Origin of the sequence: Rhodanobacter thiooxydans LCS2, from assembly GCF_000264375.1 — a bacterium.
GTDB lineage: Bacteria > Pseudomonadota > Gammaproteobacteria > Xanthomonadales > Rhodanobacteraceae > Rhodanobacter > Rhodanobacter thiooxydans.
In genome coordinates, this window is sequence record NZ_AJXW01000003.1 from 62,086 (window position 1) to 82,083 (window position 19,998).

21 protein-coding genes and 1 tRNA gene are annotated in these 19,998 nt (G+C 68.5%); 10 read left to right on the top strand and 12 right to left on the bottom strand.

Annotated features, from left to right (window positions below; genetic code table 11):
• Positions 1-41: 41 nt before the first annotated feature.
• The 4 genes from UUA_RS00620 to UUA_RS00635 form a co-directional block, all read right to left on the bottom strand.
• The gene (locus UUA_RS00620; protein WP_008433370.1) at positions 42-2,573 is read right to left on the bottom strand and encodes a cation-translocating P-type ATPase; all 2,532 of its coding nucleotides are present in this window, start codon (positions 2,571-2,573) and stop codon (positions 42-44) included.
• A 49-nt stretch (positions 2,574-2,622) separates the two neighbouring features.
• Entirely contained in the window at positions 2,623-3,060 is a 438-nt protein-coding gene (locus UUA_RS00625) for a universal stress protein (protein WP_008433372.1), read from the bottom strand.
• Positions 3,061-3,085: 25 nt separating this feature from the next.
• Positions 3,086-3,847 (bottom strand): glucose 1-dehydrogenase, encoded by a 762-nt coding sequence (locus UUA_RS00630; RefSeq protein ID WP_008433374.1) that lies wholly within the window; start codon positions 3,845-3,847, stop codon positions 3,086-3,088.
• A gap of 109 nt (positions 3,848-3,956) precedes the next feature.
• Positions 3,957-4,517 carry a GspH/FimT family pseudopilin gene (locus UUA_RS00635; RefSeq protein WP_193385116.1) on the bottom strand — a complete coding sequence of 187 codons (561 nt, stop codon included), beginning with the start codon at positions 4,515-4,517 and terminating at the stop codon, positions 3,957-3,959.
• A gap of 153 nt (positions 4,518-4,670) precedes the next feature.
• Between UUA_RS00635 and uvrB the strand changes: the two genes are divergently transcribed.
• The 6 genes from uvrB to UUA_RS00665 all read left to right on the top strand — a co-directional run bounded on the left by uvrB (position 4,671) and on the right by UUA_RS00665 (position 9,739).
• On the top strand, positions 4,671-6,695 hold the full coding sequence (uvrB, locus tag UUA_RS00640) for an excinuclease ABC subunit UvrB (protein ID WP_008433378.1): 2,025 nt from the start codon (positions 4,671-4,673) through the stop codon (positions 6,693-6,695).
• Positions 6,696-6,789: 94 nt separating this feature from the next.
• Positions 6,790-6,864: transfer RNA gene (locus UUA_RS00645), tRNA-Val, on the top strand.
• Between the two features lie 813 nt (positions 6,865-7,677).
• Positions 7,678-7,872 carry a hypothetical protein gene (locus UUA_RS00650; protein ID WP_153022832.1) on the top strand — a complete coding sequence of 65 codons (195 nt, stop codon included), beginning with the start codon at positions 7,678-7,680 and terminating at the stop codon, positions 7,870-7,872.
• Positions 7,869-8,588 carry a PP2C family protein-serine/threonine phosphatase gene (locus UUA_RS00655; RefSeq protein ID WP_039953320.1) on the top strand — a complete coding sequence of 240 codons (720 nt, stop codon included), beginning with the start codon at positions 7,869-7,871 and terminating at the stop codon, positions 8,586-8,588. Before UUA_RS00650 ends, UUA_RS00655 begins: the two co-directional genes overlap by 4 nt.
• Positions 8,589-8,604: 16 nt before the next feature.
• The gene (locus UUA_RS00660) at positions 8,605-9,378 is read left to right on the top strand and encodes a hypothetical protein (RefSeq protein ID WP_008433382.1); all 774 of its coding nucleotides are present in this window, start codon (positions 8,605-8,607) and stop codon (positions 9,376-9,378) included.
• Position 9,379: 1 nt separating this feature from the next.
• Positions 9,380-9,739: a hypothetical protein gene (locus UUA_RS00665; RefSeq protein WP_008433383.1), complete on the top strand. Its 360-nt coding sequence runs from the start codon at positions 9,380-9,382 to the stop codon at positions 9,737-9,739.
• Positions 9,740-10,066: 327 nt separating this feature from the next.
• On the opposite strand, the gene UUA_RS00670 is transcribed toward UUA_RS00665, so the two are convergent.
• A complete protein-coding gene (locus UUA_RS00670) occupies positions 10,067-10,390 on the bottom strand; it encodes a hypothetical protein (RefSeq protein ID WP_039953322.1) in 324 nt (107 codons plus the stop codon).
• A gap of 79 nt (positions 10,391-10,469) precedes the next feature.
• Positions 10,470-10,748 (bottom strand): hypothetical protein, encoded by a 279-nt coding sequence (locus UUA_RS00675; RefSeq protein WP_008433387.1) that lies wholly within the window; start codon positions 10,746-10,748, stop codon positions 10,470-10,472.
• Positions 10,749-10,902: 154 nt separating this feature from the next.
• Between UUA_RS00675 and dapD the strand changes: the two genes are divergently transcribed.
• From dapD to dapE, 4 genes are all read left to right on the top strand, one after another.
• Entirely contained in the window at positions 10,903-11,841 is a 939-nt protein-coding gene (gene dapD / locus UUA_RS00680; RefSeq protein WP_425476869.1) for a 2,3,4,5-tetrahydropyridine-2,6-dicarboxylate N-succinyltransferase, read from the top strand.
• A gap of 96 nt (positions 11,842-11,937) precedes the next feature.
• Positions 11,938-12,291, top strand: a complete 354-nt coding sequence (locus UUA_RS00685; RefSeq protein WP_008433392.1) for a Spx/MgsR family RNA polymerase-binding regulatory protein — start codon at positions 11,938-11,940, stop codon at positions 12,289-12,291.
• A gap of 7 nt (positions 12,292-12,298) precedes the next feature.
• Positions 12,299-12,790, top strand: a complete 492-nt coding sequence (locus tag UUA_RS00690) for a DUF2165 family protein (RefSeq protein ID WP_008433393.1) — start codon at positions 12,299-12,301, stop codon at positions 12,788-12,790.
• 64 nt (positions 12,791-12,854) lie between these two features.
• A complete protein-coding gene (gene dapE / locus UUA_RS00695; RefSeq protein ID WP_008433395.1) occupies positions 12,855-13,994 on the top strand; it encodes a succinyl-diaminopimelate desuccinylase in 1,140 nt (379 codons plus the stop codon).
• 70 nt (positions 13,995-14,064) lie between these two features.
• On the opposite strand, the gene tatA is transcribed toward dapE, so the two are convergent.
• The 6 genes from tatA to nosZ form a co-directional block, all read right to left on the bottom strand.
• Positions 14,065-14,268: a twin-arginine translocase TatA/TatE family subunit gene (tatA, locus tag UUA_RS00700; RefSeq protein ID WP_008433397.1), complete on the bottom strand. Its 204-nt coding sequence runs from the start codon at positions 14,266-14,268 to the stop codon at positions 14,065-14,067.
• Positions 14,269-14,282: 14 nt separating this feature from the next.
• Positions 14,283-14,945, bottom strand: a complete 663-nt coding sequence (locus UUA_RS00705) for a nitrous oxide reductase accessory protein NosL (RefSeq protein WP_008433399.1) — start codon at positions 14,943-14,945, stop codon at positions 14,283-14,285.
• A 10-nt stretch (positions 14,946-14,955) separates the two neighbouring features.
• The gene (locus tag UUA_RS00710) at positions 14,956-15,789 is read right to left on the bottom strand and encodes an ABC transporter permease (RefSeq protein WP_008433401.1); all 834 of its coding nucleotides are present in this window, start codon (positions 15,787-15,789) and stop codon (positions 14,956-14,958) included.
• A complete protein-coding gene (locus UUA_RS00715) occupies positions 15,786-16,715 on the bottom strand; it encodes an ABC transporter ATP-binding protein (RefSeq protein ID WP_008433403.1) in 930 nt (309 codons plus the stop codon). Before UUA_RS00715 ends, UUA_RS00710 begins: the two co-directional genes overlap by 4 nt.
• Entirely contained in the window at positions 16,699-17,976 is a 1,278-nt protein-coding gene (locus UUA_RS00720; RefSeq protein ID WP_008433405.1) for a nitrous oxide reductase family maturation protein NosD, read from the bottom strand. Before UUA_RS00720 ends, UUA_RS00715 begins: the two co-directional genes overlap by 17 nt.
• Positions 17,977-18,038: 62 nt before the next feature.
• The gene (gene nosZ / locus UUA_RS00725) at positions 18,039-19,982 is read right to left on the bottom strand and encodes a TAT-dependent nitrous-oxide reductase (RefSeq protein ID WP_039953375.1); all 1,944 of its coding nucleotides are present in this window, start codon (positions 19,980-19,982) and stop codon (positions 18,039-18,041) included.
• Positions 19,983-19,998 lie beyond the last annotated feature (16 nt).

A 19,998-nucleotide genomic window follows, 5' to 3' on the forward strand; every position in this document is an offset into this window, starting at 1 on the left:
GGCGAGCCGGATCGCCTTTCGGTGGCGCGATGTCGCGCGCTTCAGCGCGCCGCGGCCTTTCGTGCCGTTCCGCGCGCCCTGCGGCGCAGCAGTTCCAGCCAGACGACGGCGGCAGCCAGCATGCCGATGGTGGCGAGCAGCGCGAGTGCGCCCGGTACCGCCAACCCCATCACCCCGCGCAGGAACGGCAGCCCGACCACGGCCGCCAGCATCAGCGCCACGGCGCCGAACATCCGCGGCAGCCAGGGATTGCGCGCCGGCAGGCGGGCCAGCGCCGGACGGGACAGGTCGCGGTTGGCCAGGGTCAGCAGGAACAGGCCGAGCACGAGCGCGATGAACACCGCGCTGCGGCTTTGCGCGGCATCCAGGCCCTGGTCGAGCAGCAGGCCGTAGCCGAGTAGCAGGATGGCGGCGAAACCCAGCCCCTGGATCACTGCATGGCGCAGGTTGGCGGCGGCGAACGGCGAGTCCGACGGCGCGCGCGGCGGCCGCCGCATGATGTCGTCGGCGGCGGGGTCGGCCTCGTACACCACCGAGCAGGCCGGGTCGATCAGCAGCTCCAGCAGCACGATGTGCACCGGCATCAGCAGCACCGGCCAGTGCAGCAGGGTAGGCACCAGCGCCAGCGCGATGATCGGCATGTGCACGGCGAACACGAAGCGGGTGGCCTTGGTGATGTTGTCGTAGATGCGCCGGCCCTGGCGGATCGCGCTGACGATGCTGGCGAAGCTGTCGTCCAGCAGCACCAGCGCGGCCGCTTCGCGCGCCACGTCGGTGCCGCGCTCGCCCATCGCCACGCCGACGTCGGCGGCCTTCAGCGCGGGCGCGTCGTTGACGCCGTCGCCGGTCATCGCCACCACCTCGCCGTCCTCGCGCAGCAGCCGCACCAGGCGCAGTTTCTGCTCGGGCTTGAGCCGCGCGCACAGGTCGACATGGCGCAGCCGTTCGCGCAGTGCGGTGTCGTCGAGCGCATCCAGCTCCGCGCCTGTGATGACTTCGGCGCGTTCGCTCAGGCCCACCTGGCGGGCGATCGCCTGCGCCGTGGCGGGGTGGTCGCCGGTCATCATGATGACGCGTACGCCGGCACCGCGGCACTCGGCGATCGCCGCCGGCACCTCCGGTCGCGGCGGGTCGACGAAACCGACCAGACCGAGGAAGCGGAAGTCGAAGTCGTGCTGGCTGCGCGGCCACGCCGCACCCTGCCACTCGCCGCGGGCCACGCCGAGCACACGCAGGCCGCGTTCGGCCATCGCCTCCACCTGGCGCAGGATCGCCGCTGCCTCGGCATCGGGCAGGTGGCACAGGTCGATCACCGCTTCCGGCGCACCCTTGGTGGCCAGCAGATGCGCATGGCGCACGTCGCCACGGAACACATGGGTCATCGCCAGGATGTCGGGCGACAGCGCGTACTCGAACTCGGGCGCCCACTCGGCGTGCACGTGCTCGGTGTCGGTGAGCCAGTGCAGACCGAACTGCTGGATCGCCTTCTCCATCGGGTCGAACGGGTCGGCTGGCGTGGCCAGCATGGCGAACTCCACCAGCTCGTGGAACAGCTCGGGCAATTCGGTGGCGCCTTCGCCGTGCGCGCTGTCGTCGGTCAGGCGCAGCTCGGCCACCTGCATGCGATTCTGCGTCAGCGTGCCGGTCTTGTCGGCCGCCAGCACCGAGATGGCGCCCAGCGCCTCCACCGCCGGCACGCGGCGGGTCAGCACCTTGTGCTTCGAGATCCGCCACGCGCCCAGCGCGAGGAACACGGTGAGGATCACCGGAATCTCCTCCGGCAGGATCGCCATGGTCAGCGCGATGCCGGCCAGCACGCTCTCGAGCAGGCCGTGGCCGTCCCATAGCCAGCCGAGCAGTGCGTAGGCCGTGGCCAGCAGCAGGCCGCCGACGGTGAGGTTGCGGATCAGGCGGCGCGAGGCCAGTTGCAGACCGGACACCGGCTCGACCGTATCGGCCAGTGCCTGGCCGATGCGGCCGACCGCGGTGGCGCCGGCGATGGCATGAACCTCGGCGACGCCGACGCCCTTGGTCACCACGGTGCTGGCGAACAGCTGTCCGGCCTCCCTGCCTGCCAGCTTGGTGACCGGCACCGCTTCGCCGGTGAGCAACGACTCGTTGACGTCCAGATGGCCGTCCAGCAGCACGGCATCGGCGGCGATGCGGTCGCCTTCGTGCAGCACCAGCAGGTCGCCGACCACCACTTCGCGGCCGGGCACGCGGATCTCCTCGCCGCCACGGACCACCAGCGCGCGTGGTGCGGACAGCTCGCGCAGCGACTCCAGCGCGCGTTGGGTCTTGTGCTCCTGCGCCAGCGTGATGCCGATGACCACGAACACGAACGACAGCAGGAACGCCGCCTCGGCGCGGTCGCCCAGCGCCAGGTACAGGCCGCCAGCCACCAGCAGCATCAGGAACATCGGCTCCAGCAGCACGCCGGCAACCATCGACCACAGCGTGCGCGGCGCGCTGCCCGGCAGCAGGTTTGGTCCGTGCTCGGCCAGCCGGCGCGCGGCCTCGGCCGGCTCCAGTCCGGCCAGGCTGGCGGGCTGCGGCGACCGAACAGTGCTCATGCGTGTGCCTGCGGCGCGCGTCGGGCGAGGTGCAATGGACGGGAGCGCGTCAGCGCCAAACCAGCACCGGCACGTCGCCGTTGAGGATCACCTTGTGCGTCTCGCTGCCCAGCAGCAGGCGGTCGAAACCGCGCCAGCCGTGCGAGGCCATCACGATCAGGTCGCACTGCTGCTTGCGGGCGGCGCCGACGATGGCCGAGTAGGGGCGTGCATCGATCTCGTAGCTGCCATCGCTGGGAACGCCGGCGGCCTGCGCACGTTGGTGCACGTCGGCCAGATAGCGTTCGGCGTTGGCGATGGCCTCGCGAGTGTAGCTCGGCTCGTTGGCCACGACGAACTCGGCAAAGTAGACCGAGGCGGGGAACGGCGCGATGACGTGGAATGCGTACACGCTGGCGCCCAGCTTGGCGGCCAGTTCGATGCCGGCGTCGACCGCACGCAGGGACAGTTCGGAACCGTCGGTAGGCAGCAGGATGTGCTTGAACATGGTGAACTCCTCTTGCGCGGGGTGATCAGCGGCAGGTGTAGCCGCCGTCGATGACCAGCTCGCTGCCGGTCACGAATTTCGATTCGTCGGAAGCCAGATACACCACGCCCCAGGCGATGTCGTCCGGTTCGCCCAGGTGGCCCAGCGGATGCAGCGCGCCGGTATCGCGGCGGTGCTGCTCGGGGTCGCCGCCCATCGCGGCCAGGTGCTGTTCCACCATCGGCGTCCGGATGAAGCCGGGGTGCACCGAGTTGACCCGGATGCGGTCGGCCGCATAAAGCATGGCGTCGGTCTTGCTCATCAGCCGCACCGCTCCCTTGGACGCGTGGTAGGGCGGCGAGTCCGCCGCGCCGACCAGCCCGTAGATCGACGACAGGTTGATGATGCTGCCGCCGCCGGCGGCGCGCAACGGCCCGATGGCGTGCTTGGTGCAGAAGAATACGCCCTTCACGTTGATCGACTGCACCCGGTCCCATTCGGCCTCGGTGAGTTCGTGGGTCGGCTTGTTCGCGCCGGCGATGCCGGCATTGTTGACGAGGACGTCCAGCCGTCCAAACGCGGCCACGGTGGCGGCCACCGCCGCGGCCACCTCGGCTTCCACTGAGACGTCGGCATGGAAGTAGCGCGCATCGTCGCCGAACTCCGCTGCCAGCCGTTGCCCCGGTTCGTCGTGCAGGTCGACCAGGGCCACCCGCGCGCCCGCCTCCAGCAGCCGCCGCGTGCAGGCGGCCCCGATACCCACGGCGGCGCCGGTCACCAGTGCCACTTTGCCGCTCAATCTGCCCATGGTCGTGTCTCCTCGGGAATCGAACCCTAGCATGGGTGCAGCGGCACATGCCGGTGTTGACTGGAGTCAAGGGAACGCCATGCCGCCACGTGGATGGCGCCGCCGCGATTCAGTTCAGCTGGGCGCAGCTGGCGATCTGGGCAGCGTTGGCTGGGGCGCCGCGGACGCGACCGGCAATGGAGACGGCCACGGTGAGCGCGTCCTTCGCGTTGGAGGGCTGACAGAACAGCAGGGTGATGTTGCTGCCCCCGGCGCTGCCGTCAGGGCGGAAGCGCACCTGCTGTCGGCCGTTGCTGCTGCGGATGATCAGCTTGCCGTCGTAGCCGCTGCCGACGTGCAGGGGGCGATCGTCGGGCTGGTCGTCGCCGTCGCCGTCGCGGCCGAGCAGCCAGCCGCTCTCCCACTGGGCGCCACCGCTGCAGCGGCTGCCATCCCGGCTGGGGCAGAACAACGTGCGCTTGCCGCTCATGACGGCGGCTTCGCGGGCGTGGTGCAGGGCGGCGATGAAGTCGGTCTGCGCGACCCGCAGCGCGTTGCGGCCCAGCAATTGCCGCAAGGGCGGCGTGGCGATGCCGAGAAGCACCGTGATGATGGCGAACACCATGATCTGCTCGATCAGGGTCACGCCGCGCTGCCTGCGCAATGGACCGGCATTCCTCGAAGTCGACACGGCATCGCTTCCGGCGGGGTCATGGACCTGCATGCTAGGACGCCGCTTTCGCCCGGGCAGCCGTCCGCCCGCCATCCGCATGTCGGTGCCTGCTGACGCGTACTGTCAGCAGGGGCGATTTAGAATGGCCCTTCCCGCCCACATCTGTAGCCGATGACCGACCGCTTCCAACTCGCTGCCCCCTACCAGCCTTCCGGCGACCAGCCGCAGGCGATCGCCCGGCTCGCCGAGGGTTTCGAGGCCGGCCTGGCCGCGCAGACCCTGCTCGGCGTGACCGGCTCGGGCAAGACCTACACCATCGCCAACATGATCGAGCGCGTGCAGCGCCCGACCATCGTGATGGCGCCGAACAAGACGCTGGCGGCGCAGCTGTACGGCGAGTTCAGGGAATTCTTTCCGCACAACGCGGTGGAGTACTTCGTCAGCTACTACGACTATTACCAGCCGGAAGCCTACGTGGTGGCGTCGGACACCTTCATCGAGAAGGACGCTTCGATCAACGAGCACATCGAGCAGATGCGGTTGTCCGCGACCAAGGCGCTGCTGTCGCGGCGCGATTCGATCATCGTGGCCACCGTGTCAGCGATCTACGGCCTGGGCAATCCGGAGGATTACCTCAGCCTGCGGCTGATCCTGGCCACCGGCGAGCGCATCGACCAGCGCAAGCTGATCCACCAGCTGACCGAGTTGCAATACACCCGCAACGAGACGGAACTGCGCCGCGGCACCTACCGCGTCCGCGGCGAGATCGTCGACGTGTTTCCCGCCGAGTCCGAAACCGAGGCGCTGCGCATTGAGCTGTTCGACGGCGAAGTGGAGAAGATGGCGCTGTTCGATCCGTTGACCGGCGAGACGATCCGCAAGGTGCAGCGCTACACCGTCTATCCGCGCACGCACTACGCCAGCACGCGCGAGAGCGTGCTCAACGCGATCGAGACGATCAAGGTCGAGCTGAAGGAGCGGCTGGAATATCTCTACCGGGAAAACAAGCTGGTCGAGGCGCAGCGGCTGGAGCAGCGCACCCGCTTCGACCTGGAGATGATGGCCGAGGTGGGCTACTGCCAGGGCATCGAGAACTACTCGCGCCACCTGACTCGGCGCGCGCCGGGCGAGCCGCCGCCCACGCTGTTCGACTACCTGCCGGCCGACGGCCTGTTGGTGGTGGACGAGTCGCATGTCACCGTGCCGCAGCTGGGCGCGATGTACAAGGGCGACCGCTCGCGCAAGGAAACCCTGGTGGAGTTCGGCTTCCGCCTGCCGTCGGCGATGGACAACCGGCCGCTGCGCTTCGAGGAATGGGAGGCTCGCGTGCCGCGTGCGATCTACGTCTCCGCCACCCCGCGCGACTACGAGCTGCACAAATCCGGCGACGCGGTGACCGAGCTGGTGGTGCGCCCGACCGGCCTGGTCGATCCGGAAGTGGAGGTGCGCCCGGTGCGCACCCAGGTCGACGACCTGCTCAGCGAGGTGCACAAGCGCGTGGCGATGGGCGACCGCGTGCTGGTCACCACGCTGACCAAGCGCATGGCCGAGAACCTCACCGAGTACCTGGCCGAGCACGACGTGAAGGTGCGCTACCTGCACTCGGACATCGAGACGGTGGAGCGCAGCGAGATCATCCGCGACCTGCGCCTGGGCGAGTTCGACGTGCTGGTCGGCATCAACCTGCTGCGCGAGGGCCTGGATATGCCCGAGGTGTCGCTGGTGGCGGTGCTCGACGCCGACAAGGAGGGCTTCCTGCGTTCCACCGGTTCGCTGATCCAGACCATCGGCCGCGCCGCCCGCAACGTGCGCGGCAAGGCGATCCTGTATGCCGACAACGTCACCCGCTCGATGCAGGCGGCGATGGACGAGACCGCCCGCCGCCGCGAGAAGCAGGTCGTCTTCAACGAAGCGCACGGCATCACCCCGAAAACCGTGGTGCGGCGCATCGCCGACATCATGGAAGGCGCGCGCAGCGAGGTGGGCAATCGCCGCGGCGGCAAATCCTCGACGCGCAGTCGTGCCGCGGTGGCCGAGCCTGCCGCCGAGTACGCCGGGCTCAGTCCCCAGCAGGCGGCCGGTGCGATCAGGAAACTCGAGGCGCAGATGTACAAGCACGCGCAGAACCTCGAATTCGAGGATGCCGCCCGGCTGCGCGACCAGATCCACCAGCTGCGCGAACAGGCCCTGCGCTGAGCCGGCGATGACGTTGCCCCTTGCGGGATATTGTCGAGCGTCGGCGGCTCCCGTATACTGCGCGGCTCGCGTAGTCGGTACATCGGCGCGAAGCGGGCGGTTAGCTCAGCGGTAGAGCACTACCTTGACATGGTAGGGGTCACAAGTTCGATCCTTGTACCGCCCACCAATTAGAATCAAACAGGGAGCCATCTTTCGGGGTGGCTCCTTTCTTTTGCCCTCAGAGAACGTGCACAAATCAGCCCCTCGTGCACTAGTTCCCACGGCGGTCGCCATCATGCCGGTGACAGCCTGGCGTCACTCACGAGCCACAGTGCTTAAACCGGAAGGGTCGCTCAGCGGGCTACGAAGGGTGCTGACGGTTGCTAGTGCCGAACACTGGACATAGCTGACACGCAAGGTGTTCCTATGGGTTAGGATGCCTCTCACAGGGGAGGGCAAGGTATTGGCCATTAACTCTAGATTGCCGCTTAAGCAACGGCTCTTTACTTGAGTTCGGGCGGCGGCTGGTTCGATGCGGTCGAGCAGGTGTACGACACTGCCCAGGCCGATGCCGCGATCAGCGTGGACCTGTTCGATCAGCAGGTGGCTGCGCTGGCCGGTCCACTCGATGCGCCGCGACCAGCGGCGCCGGCATTTCTGCGCGGCATCGACTGGAACGCGGCAAGCCGTTGGCACCTGCCGCTCCCGGCCAGCATCGCGGCCGCACCCTTCCTGGACGAACCATGGACGCGCCTCGCGTCGCCGTCGACGCCTGCGGCATGGCTGCCAGACGACCTCGAACTGCTGTCCGGCCTCGGCGTGGCCACGGTGGCGCGGACTTCGCCGGTGGCGTTGGCCGGGCAGGCGGCTGCAGCCCTGCTTCGCGAACGAGGCGGCGCCCCCGACGAACATCGGCGGCGATGGCGATTTCGACGACCTGCTGTTCAGTCGCGCACCGCTGGCGCCCGGACTCGGCGCGGCAGTGCCGGCGTGCGGCGAGGTGCTGTGCACCGCCGAGGCTGGCGACCGCATGCTGCTGCTGGCCACCCAGCCGCTGCTGCAGCTTGCGCCGGACGTGCTGGCCCGCGGCCTCGCGCTGCCGTCCGGCGACGAGGCCTGCCGGTACATCGCCACGGCGGCGCTGGGCACGGACGCGGCCCGCTGGCCGCTGGCGATCATCGAGGTTGATGCATGACGACTCGATACGTTTCCGCCGGGCGCACGGTGACCGGAAAGGTGCGCAAGCACAACGAGGACGCCATCCTGGTACGCGACGAAGTGGGCCTGTGGGTCGTCGCCGACGGCCTCGGCGGTCACTCGGCCGGCGACTACGCCAGCAACCTGATCATCGAGCGGCTCGGCGCGCTGCCACGGCCGGGCAACGCCGTCGACTTCATCGAGACGATCGAGGATGCACTGGTGCAGATCAACGCCGACCTGCTGCAGGCCGCCGCCACGCGTGGCGTCGACCTGATCGGTTCGACCGTGGTGGTGCTGGTATCCGACGCCGACTACATGTTGTGCGGCTGGGTCGGCGACAGCCGCGCCTACTGCTTCGAGGATGGCCGGCTGCGCCAGATCACCCGCGACCACGTGCATGGCAACGACGGTGACGACATCACCCATTTCGGCGCCGCGCCGGCGCCGCAGGCCGGCTCCGGCGTGCTCACGCGCGCGGTCGGCGCCGAGGAGAGCCTGTTCGTGGACTGGGTCGTCGCCGGCAACCGGCCAGGCACGGCGTTCGTGCTTTGTTCCGACGGCATCAACAAGGAAATGTCCGATGCCGAACTCGATGACGAATGTCGCCGCAACCCGCAGCCGCAGGATCTGGTTGCCAGCCTGTTCGACCTGGCGATGAGCCGCGCCGGGCGCGACAACATTTCCGCCGTGGTCGTACGTATCCAAGAATGATGAAAAGCCCCCAGTCATGAATGCCATCGCCGAACTGGTCAGCGCCTACCAGGCCGACAAGCTCAAACTTCCCGCCGTGTTCGATGCGCTGGGCGCGCGCGGTGCGCTGCCCGAAGCCGAGTACCAGGCCGAACGCGAATGGCTCGAACAGCAGCGCGACGCCGGCGCGCGCGACCCGATGATCGCCAAGGCGCTGCTGGCCAGGCTGGCGGCGGTGCAGACACCGCTGGTGCCCGCGGCGCCCGGTGGCGACGTCAGCATGATCAAGCCGGCCACCCAGCGGCTGGTCGCGCCGTCGACGCCGCCGCCAGGCACCGACGACGAGGCTGCCCGGGTGCAACCAGTCTCGCGCGCCGCGCCGCTGGCAGGCGACGACGTGGACGACGCCACCGTGGTCAAACTGACCTCGCACCCCGCGTCGCCGCCGGTCGCGGACGAGGCCACCATCGTCAAGCCGGCTTCGGGCACGCCGCGGTCGGCGCCCGAGGGGCATGCCATCTGTGCCACCGGCACGCAGCAGGGCAGGGCCGGCGCCAGCTCCAGCATGAACAGCTCCAGCTGGAACCACATCGCTGACGCCGAAACCGCCGACTTCGTCACCGTCGGTTCGCTGCTCGAGGGCCGTTTTTACCTGGAGAAGGAGATCGGTCGCGGCGGCAGCGTGATGGTGCGCGGCCGCAGCTACAGCTACAGCTACAGCACTACTGGTCCGACTGCAATGTCGACGCGAAGCCTGCAGATGGCGGTTCGCCGCAGCGGGATGTGGGTTTCCGGGTGCTCAGGGAACTGAAATGACCGAACGCGAACGTGCCATCAATCGGGATCTGCATGTGCTGGACGAAGCGCATCGACTGGGCCGGCTCTCGCGTGCGGAATACCGTGCCCGGCGCCGTCGCGTGCTGCAGGCGCTGCGCGACGGCAACAGCATCGTCATCGCGTGCAGGACCCTGGCGCCGTCGGACGCCATCACCACACCGCGCGCGTGTCGCGCCCATGTCATGTCGGCGGGCGACACTTTCGCCGATACTGGACGGGCGTTGACGATATTGTTGTCGATACGTCCGGCGATGGCCTGGAAGCCGCTGCTCGCCATCCTGGCGGGCGTCATCCTGCTGGTGCTGGCGGTGGGCTGGTTCGTCTTCGCGGGGTAGCACATCGGTCGCCGCCGCGAGAGCGGGTTTCGTGTATGGCGATCATTCGATGACCGGCGCGCGGTGACAGCGCACGTCTCGCGGCAAACGCGTTCGGCCTTCGGTGCGGCGGCGCGTTCGAGTGCAAGAAACTCCGGGGGCGGCTTCCAGCTCGTTACCTGCGGGAGATTCGTCCCCGATCGGTGCCAGCAAAGACTCAGGATCGTATTGCGTCATGGTTCGCACCGCCTTCCAGGCGCGGTTCCTCCCATTGTCACCGATTATCTGCGCAAAACCAGCCGGCGGCCGGCCTGCATCGGGGGCGCGCGCCGGTCGGGCAGCGGTTTTTCAGCCCTTGCCCCGCTGCGCGCGGCGGGACTGTTTCCATCGCACCCAGCACCGTTCCATCCACAGCAGAGCCCGCCGCATCGGGCGGCGCAGGAATGGCAGGTCCTGGGCCAGCAGCAGCAGCCCGAACGGCAGCATCCAGAAGCCCAGCACCGGCAGGATGCTGAAGATGCCGCCCACGATGAACAGCAACCCTGCAGGAATGCGTACCCAGCGTGCCGACGGTCCGCGCAACCAGCGCAGGCTTTGCCCGACACTCCGCGGCAGCTCTCGCTCGAAGCGATCGAGTCGCCGGTTGAGCCCGTCTACGTCTTTGTCGGTCATGCTGCGCGGGCAAGCCTTCCACGGAAACGCCCATCGTATCTGCAAACCCACGCCTGCCGTCGGTGGCGGGGCACACTCCCTATTCATCCTCCGACGAGGGCGAGGTGTAGGTCGGATCCTCCGAGTCGCGCGCATGGCGGATGGCGTTGCGCAGACGCAGGTCGAGATGGTCGAAGTCGAGGACGACCTTGCCGGAGTGGACCGCCTTGACCGCCGACATCGGCACCACGAAGTCGCCGGCGTTCTCGATGTAGACGAGCAGTTCGGGCAGTCCGTGCCGGATTTCGCGGACGGAACCGATGCCATCGCTGCCGTCGGCGACGAAAACCATGGAACCCTCGTTGATCTGTTCGTGCATGTGATTTCCCAGGGCGGGTTGGCGGAGGGGGCCCCGCCCGGCGGATGCATGGCGGGCCGCGGCGCATGATGGGCATAGCCGTCGTCTTGAAGTGGTGAAAAACATGTCTCGCGTCGGGCCGATTGCGACGTGATTCACAGCTTCCGGGCCGGCTGTGGAAGAATGGAGAACCTGCCGCCGCGGATGGCTGGTTCCAGCCCGGGACGCCATTGCCGCGGCGCATACTCCCGCCGCATCCGGCGGCTGCCACAGACGAACGAGTCCCATGCAAGCCATCGAAACCCTGATCGACGACGCCTTCGAGCGCCGCAACGCACTCACCCAGGCCGAGATCGAGACGCGCCTGCGACCGGCCATCGACCAGGTGCTCGACCTGCTCGAGTCCGGTGAGCGCCGCGTCGCCGAGCCAGACGGCCACGGCGGCTGGACGGTGAATCAGTGGATCAAGAAGGCGGTGCTGCTGTACTTCCGCATCAACGACAACCGCGTGGTGAACGGTGGCGCGGCGCAGGCCTTCGACAAGGTGCCGCTGCGCTTCGCCCACGGCAATGACAGCGAACTGCAGCAGCTCGGCGCACGCGTGGTGCCCGGCGCGCTGGTGCGCCGGGGCGCGCACATCGCGAAGGACGCGGTGCTGATGCCCAGCTACGTCAACATCGGTGCCTTCGTCGGCGCCGGCAGCATGGTCGACACCTGGGCCACGGTCGGCTCCTGCGCGCAGATCGGCGCAGGCGTGCACCTTTCCGGCGGCGTCGGTATCGGCGGCGTGCTGGAGCCGCTGCAGGCCAACCCCACCATCATCGAGGACGGCTGCTTCATCGGCGCGCGCTCGGAAGTGGTCGAGGGCGTGGTGGTGGAGAAGGGCAGCGTGATCGGCATGGGCGTGTTCCTGGGCCAGTCCACCCGCATCTACAACCGCGCTACCGGCGAGGTCAGCTACGGCCGCGTGCCCGCCGGCAGCGTGGTGGTAGCCGGCAGCCTGCCGGCGAAGGACGGCAGCCACAGCCTGTACGCCGCCATCATCGTCAAACAGGTGGACGAGAAGACACGCGGGAAGACCTCGATCAACGAACTGCTGCGTGCCGCCGTGTAGGAACCCGCTTGCGGGCGATGACTTTGGCGGGATTCGGGATTCGCAAGAGCAAGAGCATCGCCCGCGAGCGGGCTCCTACAGGAAGGAAAAACCGGGATGACGACTCTGTACGGACTGCCCACCTGCGACACCTGCCGCAAGGCGCGCAACTGGCTGGCCCGCTTCGAGGTGGCGCACGACTTCGTCGACTACCGCGCCAGCCCGGTGCCGGCGGCGACGCTGAAGGACTGGGCGGCGCAGCTCGGCGGCTGGGAGAAGCTGGTCAACAAGTCCTCCACCACCTGGCGCAACCTGCTGCCGCAACGCAAGAACCCCGGCAGCGATCCGGAATGGACGTTGCTGCTGAAGGAATGCCCCGCGCTGATCCGCCGCCCGGTGGTGGTGCAGCCGGACGGCTCGGTGAGCGTGGGCTTCACCGACAACGGCTTCAAGAAACTGTTCGGGCGCTGACCTGTCGATGCGCCTCTCGAAGGCCGCGCTGGCGGCGACGATCGCGCTGTGGCTGGCGCTGGTCGCGTTCGGCAACATTACCGATTACGGCAGCAACCTCGCCTTCGTGCAGCACGTGCTGGCGATGGACTCGGTTTTTCCCGACGCCGGCATCCGCTACCGCGCGATCCATGCGCCTCTGCTGCAGCATGCCGCGTACGTGTTGATCATCGCCGCCGAAACGCTGGCCGCCGTGCTGTGCGGCATGGGCGCCTGGCGCATGTGGGCTGCGCGCCGCGCGTCTGCGGCGGCGTTCCGGCGGGCCGGGCAGCTGGCGGTGGCCGGACTCACGCTCGGCGTGCTGCTGTGGCTGGGCGGATTCATGGCGATCGGCGGTGAATGGTTCGGCATGTGGATGTCCACGCAGTGGAACGGCCTGGCCAGCGCCTTCCGCTTCGTGGTAGTGCTGCTGGCCGCGTTGCTCTACCTGGGCCAGCGCGACGCGGAAGGCGACAGCTGAAGGCGCTGCCGCGTGGTGCGCTTGCTATGCTGCACCGGTGCCTGCCGCCTGTTCCATGAACCCCATGCCCGATGTCCTCGAACTCACCCGTGACCTGATCCGCCGCCGCTCGTTGACGCCCGAGGATGCCGGTTGCCTGCCGCTGATCGGCGGGCGGCTGGCGCGCGCCGGCTTTGCCGTCGAGTACCTGCGCTACGGCGAGGTGGACAACCTGTGGGCCACGCACGGTACGGGCGAGCCCACGCTGATCTTCCTCGGCCATACCGATGTAGTGCCGAGCGGGCCGGAAGTCGCGTGGCAGAGCCCGCCGTTCGAACCGACTCTCCGCGATGGCCGTCTATACGGCCGCGGCGCCGCCGACATGAAAGGCTCGGTGGCAGCGATGGCGGTGGCGCTGGAGCAGTTCGTGGCGGCGCACCCCGGCCATCGCGGCCGAGTCGGCCTGCTGCTGACCAGCGACGAGGAAGGCCCGACCAACCTCGACGGCGTGCGCCGGGTGGCGGAACGCTTCCGCACGACCGGCGAGCGGATCGACTGGTGCGTGGTCGGCGAGCCGTCGGCAAGGGAAAGGCTCGGCGACCTGATCCGCGTGGGCCGCCGTGGCTCGCTTTCCGGCACGCTCAGCGTACGCGGCGTGCAGGGCCACGTGGCCTATCCGGAGAAGGCGCTGAACCCGATCCACGCGTTCGCCCCCGCGCTGGCCGAACTGGCCGCCACGCGCTGGGACGACGGCAACGCCGATTTTCCGCCCACTTCGTTCCAGGTTTCCAACCTCAACGCCGGCACCGGCCCGAACAACGTGATCCCCGGCGAGCTCACCGCACTGATCAACTTCCGCTACTGCACGGCCAGCCGCGCCGACGACCTGCGTGCACGCACCGAGGCGATCCTGCAACGGCACGGCCTGGACTTCGCGCTGGACTGGAATCTCTCCGGTGAACCGTTCCTCACCCCGCCCGGCGGCGTGCTGCGCGAAACCGTGGTGGCCGTCTGCCGCGACCTGTGCGGCATCGACCCCGAGCAAAGCACTGGCGGCGGCACCTCCGACGGCCGCTTCATCGCGCCGCTGGGCGCCGAGGTGGTCGAGCTTGGCCCGGTCAACGCGACCATCCACAAGGTGGACGAGTGCGTGGATGTAGCGGAGCTGGAGAAGCTACCGGCGATGTATCGGGCGGTGTGCGAGCGGCTGTTGGCCGGGACCTGACCGGGCGATGACGCTTCAGCCGGCAGTTGCCGACCGCCGTCGCGGTGCCCGCACCAGGTAAATCAGTGCATCAGTGTCGTTGTTCGGCATCGACATCCAGCCGCACCGCCTGCGGCACGGTCTCGTCCGGCTGGCCGTGCTTGAGTCCCTTGCGGAAATCGGCGATGGCACCGCCGAGGTCGCGGCCAACGTTGCGCAGCTTGCCGGTACCGAATACCAGCAGCACCAGTACCAGCAGCACGATCCAGTGCGAAAAACTGTTCAGTCCGAGCATGTTCCGGATTCCTGTTACGGATGTGGGTGTGGGTGAGCCGGCTGCGGTTGCGGCGCCGGAGGAAACGTTGGTTGCGGATGGGCCGGCAGGCCGAGGGACGACGCCGGCGGAGCCAGGCATTGCTGCGGGCCTTGACTGCCGGCAGCCTGGGCGGGACAACGGTAGTTCAGCGTGGCCACCAGCGCAGGCGTGATCTCGTCGAAACCGAGCACGGCCCCGCCGTGTTCGTGCACGAAGGCTTCCGCCGCTGCGCGGGTGGCGAACGGCGCCAGGGTCGGCCCCATCGAACCGGCCAGCGGTTGCCAGGCTACGTAGAAGGCACGACGCGCGTCGATGAAGCTGACCGCGGCGTGGCTGGGCCGCTGCCAGTCGATATGGGCGCTGTCCTGCACGTACAGCTCCTGCAGCGCGGACTGGTTTTCCGGCTGCAGCACGTAGGCGAAGAAGTCGCGGGTGGAGTCGAACACCAGCGGCTTCGCGCGGCCGCTCACCCAGGCTTGCGCGCGCGGGCCCGGCGAGCCGTCCAGATACATGCCGCACACGGCGCAGGCATCGTCTGGATGGGTGTCGACAGCGTGCTGCGCGGGCGCGTGGCCGCCGCCGCAGCCGGCGAGCAGGGCCAGCGCAAGGACCAGCACGGCCGGGCGAACGGAGCGGAGCGTGGGGCGGATGTGCATGCGGTTCTCCTCAAACTTCCTTGCGCCGGAACGCGAGCATCGCCCACGCGAACGGCAGCACCGCCCAGGCCAGCATCACCAGGCCCAGCAGCAGCGGCGGGTAGCTGTGGTGGGCGGTCATGCCGGTGAGCAGGTCGTTGCCGGCGCCGTCGCCGAGCGCGGTGAGGTTGACCAGCCGGAACACGTCGACCGGGTTGAGCAGCAGCAGGTACGGATACACCGCCCGCTCCAGCGGATTGCCGCCGCTGACCACCAGCAGCGCCAGCAGCGCGAGGTCGAACAGCACCACGCTGAGCAGCCAGCCGATCAGCGCCAGGCCGGCGGCGCGCGACTTGTCGGTGGTCTGCACGCTGATCAGGCAGGCCAGCCCGACGAAGCAGGCACCCAGCAGCGAGGCGCTGAGGATGAAGCGGCCGATGTGCAGCCACGCCTGCAGCGTCTGCGCGGGCGGCTGCATCCACTGCATGATCGCCACCGCCAGGCCGAAGCCGACCAGCGTGGCGGCAGCCAGCGCGCCGCAGTGGCCGAGGAACTTGCCGGCTACCAGCTGGCCGCGCGCCAGCGGGTAGCTGAGCATCAACAGCAGGGTGCCGTCGTCGCGTTCGCCGACGATGGTGTCGTAGGCAATCAGCAGGCCGATCAGCGGGATCACGAACGCGCCCAGCGTGGTCAGGCTGGCCAGCGTGGCGTCGAACGAGGTGAAGCCCACGCGCCCGGCCGCGGCGCTGCCGAACCAGGCGATGCCCAGCGCCAGCAGCGCGAACAGGATGGTCAATGCGACCGTCCAGCGGTTGCGGAAGTCGTCGCGGAATTCCTTGGCGGCGACGGTGAGGATCGGGTTCATGCGGCCACCTTTGCGCCGGATTGCGGACCGGCGCCGAGCCAGTCGTAGAGTTGCGCCAGGGTGGGTTCGCGCACGTCCAGGTCGACGATCGCGGGATCGGCCAGCAATTCGCGCAGCATGTGCAGTTTGCTGGCGCGCGGCACCTGCAGTTCCAGCCGGCCATCGGGACGCGGTTGCGCGGACAGGCCGCCCGTTTCGAGGCGCGCAATCAGTTCGGGCATCGCCTGCTCGCGCGGACGCACCAGCACCTGCGCCGGCAGCGCGGCCTGCTCGCCCAGCGTGTGCAGGCTGCCGGCCGCAAGCAACCTGCCCTGGCGCAGGATCAGCGCACCGTCGATATGCGGCTCCAGCTCGGCCAGCAGGTGCGAGGAGAGCAGCACGCTGCGCCCGTCCGCGCGCAACTCGCCGACGATGCGGTACAGCTCGCGCGAGGCCTGCGGGTCGAGCCCGGTGGTCGGTTCGTCCAGCAGCACCAGCTCCGGCGAACCCAGCAGCGCCTGGGCCAGGCCGAGGCGCTGACGCATACCCTTGGAGTAGGTGCCGATGCGCCGGTCGGCGGCGTGCGTCAGGCCGACGCGTTCCAGCAGCGCCGATACCTGGCTGCGCGATGCCTGCTTCAGCCGGGCCAGGTAGTCGAGCAGTTCGCGGCCACTGAGGCTGGCGTAGAAGGTGGCGCTCTCGGGCAGGTAGCCGATGCGCCGGCGCAGCGCATGCGCGCGCCACGGCGACTGGCCGAGCACCTCCAGCCGGCCGCCGCTGGGCGCAATCAGGCCGAGGATCAACTTGATCAGCGTGGACTTGCCGGCGCCGTTGTGGCCGAGCAGGCCGATCACCTGGCCGCGTGGCACGCAGGCGCTGACGCCGTCGAGCGCGGCGAGCGCGCCGTAGCGCTTGGTCAGTGCCTCGAATTCAATCGCGTGGTTCATGGTCGGACCGGAGGGGAGTTGGGGCCTTCATCAGCGGGTGGCTGTCCTGCACCGACGGCGGCGTGAACACCGGAAACGCGCGCTGCACGTAGCGCAGCAGCAGCACCGAGGGGCTGGACATCAGGTTGCGCGCGGAAGGGTATTTCCACAGCAGCACGTCGACGCCGTCGTTGGGGCGGAACGGCACGTCGCCGATGCCGTCGGCGTCCAGGTCCCAGCCGAGGTAGTCGCTCCAGAAATTGCCGCGGCCGTGCGCCGACCATTCCTGGGCGAGGTTCTGCACATATTTCACCTGGATGCGGTTGTCCACGAAGCGATTGCTCCACAGGCGGTTGTTTTCCGAGCCGGCGGTCACGTGAATGCCGATCTGCGAATCGGCGACGAGATTGTCGTGGAAGTCGTTGAGCTGCGACAGGTAGACGAACAGGCCCTTGCCCTCGGTGCCGTCGATCGTGCCGCCGGCGTCGTCGCTCTGGCCGTTGACGCGATGCACGCGGTTGCCGGCGATCTCGCTGTGCGAGATGTAGTTGAGCAGGAAGCCGTAGGATTTCTCGTCCTCCGAACTGTTGCCAATCACCTTCAGATGGTGCGAGGACATCAGCGCGTAGCCGGCCAGGTTGCCGCGGCTGACGTTGTCCAGCAGCACATTGTCCTGGGAATACATGTAATGGATGCCGTAGCGCACGTCGTGCACCACGTTGCGCGCGATCGTGTTGTGCGGGCTGACGTAGACGTAGATGCCGTCGCGCGAACCGGCCACGTCGTTGCCCTCGATGGTGCAGCCGGTGTCGTTCCACAGGTGGATGCCGTCACCGCGGTCGGCCACGCGCAGGTTGCGCATGCCGCGGATCACGTTGTGTGCGACGCGCACGTTGGCCGCGCCGTCGAGGTAGACGCCGAACAGGCTGTCCTCGATGCGGTTGCCGCTGATGACGATGTCGTGCGCCTGGCGTTCGACAAAGATGCCGGAGTTCATCGCGGTGAGGTCGGTGCCGCTGCGGCGCACGGTCAGGCCGCGCACGGTGACGTTCGACGCGCGGATGCGCACGACGTCGCCGCTGCCGCCGCCGTCGAGGATCGCGCCGGGCTCGCCGATCAGCGTGATGGGTTTGTCCAGCCGCAGGTGCACGGCATGCACGCCGGCCGGCACGCTGACCGTGGCGCCTGGCGGCGCCGCGGCTACGGCCTGTTCCAGCGATTCGCCCGCGTGTGCCGGCAGCGCCAGCAGCGGCAGCAGCAGGATCGCAAGGCGACGAAGCATATGCATGGCAATGGAAGACCCGGCCGTACCGTCGCGCGCATTGCGCGACGGCACGGCACGGCTCAGGCCTCCACCAGCATCCGCCCGCTCATCTCCATGTGCATCGCATGGCAGAAGAACGTGCAGTAGTACCAGAACACCCCCGCCTTGTCGGCGGTGAAGGTGGCCGAGGCGGTGGCGCCGGGGCTGATCTCCATGTTGATGCCGTAGTTGACGATGCAGAAGCCGTGGCTCACGTCCTCCACCGCGTCGATGTTGGTCACCACCACGGTTACCTCGTCACCCTTCTTCACCTTGAAGCTGCCCATGCCGAAGATCGGCGCGGCCGAGGTCATGTACACGAACACCTTGCGGCCTTCGCGGATGACCTTGCTGTCGGACAGCACGTTGACACCGTGTTTCTTGGCCATGGCCACCGTCTCGGCGAAGAACGGGTCGTCGCGGTCCCAGCTCTTCTTGACCTTGTCGATCAGCTGCCGGCGGTGCAGCAGGATCACGTCGTGCGGCTCGGCGTAGACCGGGCCGTCGGCGACCAGCTTCATGGTCTCGCCGGAGATGTCGATCAGCTGGTCGTTGTCCGGATGCAGCGGGCCGGTCGGCAGGAAGCGGTCCTTGGAGAACTTGTTGAGCGACACCAGCCATTTGCCGTCGGCGTCGCGCGTCTCGCCCATCGAGGTGTGGCAGTGGCCGGGCTGATAGGCCACATCGATCTTCTGGCGCAGGTAGTTCACCTTCTTGCCGTCGTGGGCGGCGATCGCGTCGGCGATGTTCCACTTGGCGATCTGGCTGTCGATGAACAGGGTGGTGTAGCCGTTGCCGCGGCCGTCGTAGGCGGTGTGCAACGGGCCCAGGCCCAGCTCCGGCTCGGCCACCACAGTGTCGCGCGGGTCCTTCAGCTTGCCGTCGAACCAGTCGTCGATGCGGCTCCACTCCATCACGGTGACGGTGGGCGAGAGCTTGCCGTTGGCGACCACGTACTTGCCGTCCGGGCTGGCGTTGATGCCGTGCGGGTTCTTCGGGATCGGGATGTACAGCGTGAACGAGGAGCCGTGGCGGCCGTCCAGCACCGGCACCTTGGAGCTGCCGATGGTCTTGAACTCGCCCTTCTTCACCGCCTCCTCGATGCGTGGGATGTTGAACACCACCACCCAGTCGCGCTCGGCCTGCATCGTGCTGGGCAGGTCCATGCCCTTCTCGCTGTTGTAGCAGGTGGAGATGGCGTACTTGCCGGCGTAGTCGGCCTCGGTATTGTCCAGGTTGCCGTCCACCAGCACCTGCCAGGCGACCTCCATGGTGTCGCCGTCGAGCGCGCTGAACATGGTCTGGTACTTGTCCGGGTCGTCCAGGTCGCGGCCGTCGTTCGGCGCCGGGATCAGGAACTCGCCGTTGGCGAACACGTAGCCGGTGCGCGGTGCGCGCTGCACGCGCAGGCCGTGGATCGACTGCACGTTGGGCACGTCGGTGATGCGGTCGGTGCGCATCACGTCGCAGCGGATGCGCGCGACGCGGGTGTGCGCCTTGTCGTTGATGAAGATGTAGCGGCCGTCGTAGTGGCCGTCGGTCTGGCTCATGTGCGGGTGGTGGCAGTCGCCGCCGGGCGGGAAGTTCGGCCCGAGCACGCGCTTGCTCTCGTTGGTGACGCCCCAGCCGATGGTGAAGTCGGGATTGAACACCGGGATGCGCATCAGCTCGCGCATGGAGGGCACGCCGACCAGGCGCACCTCGCCGGACTGGCCGCCGCTCCAGAAGCCGTAGTACTCGTCGAGCTGGCCGGGCGGCACGTGGTCGGAGAGTTCGCCGGCGGCCGAGGCCGCCTTGGCCGGGCCGGCGGCGGCGCCGGCCGCGCCGGCGGGCTCACCCTTCTTGCCGCAGCCCGCCAGTGCCAGTCCCGCCGCGCCGGCGAGGCCGGCCAGCGCGCTGTTCTTCATGAAGTTGCGGCGCGCGGGGTTGCCCGGTTCCGCGGTCTGGCCGGACTGGCCGGTCGGGTTGCTCGATTCGTCGTGCATGGCATTCATCCGTTCG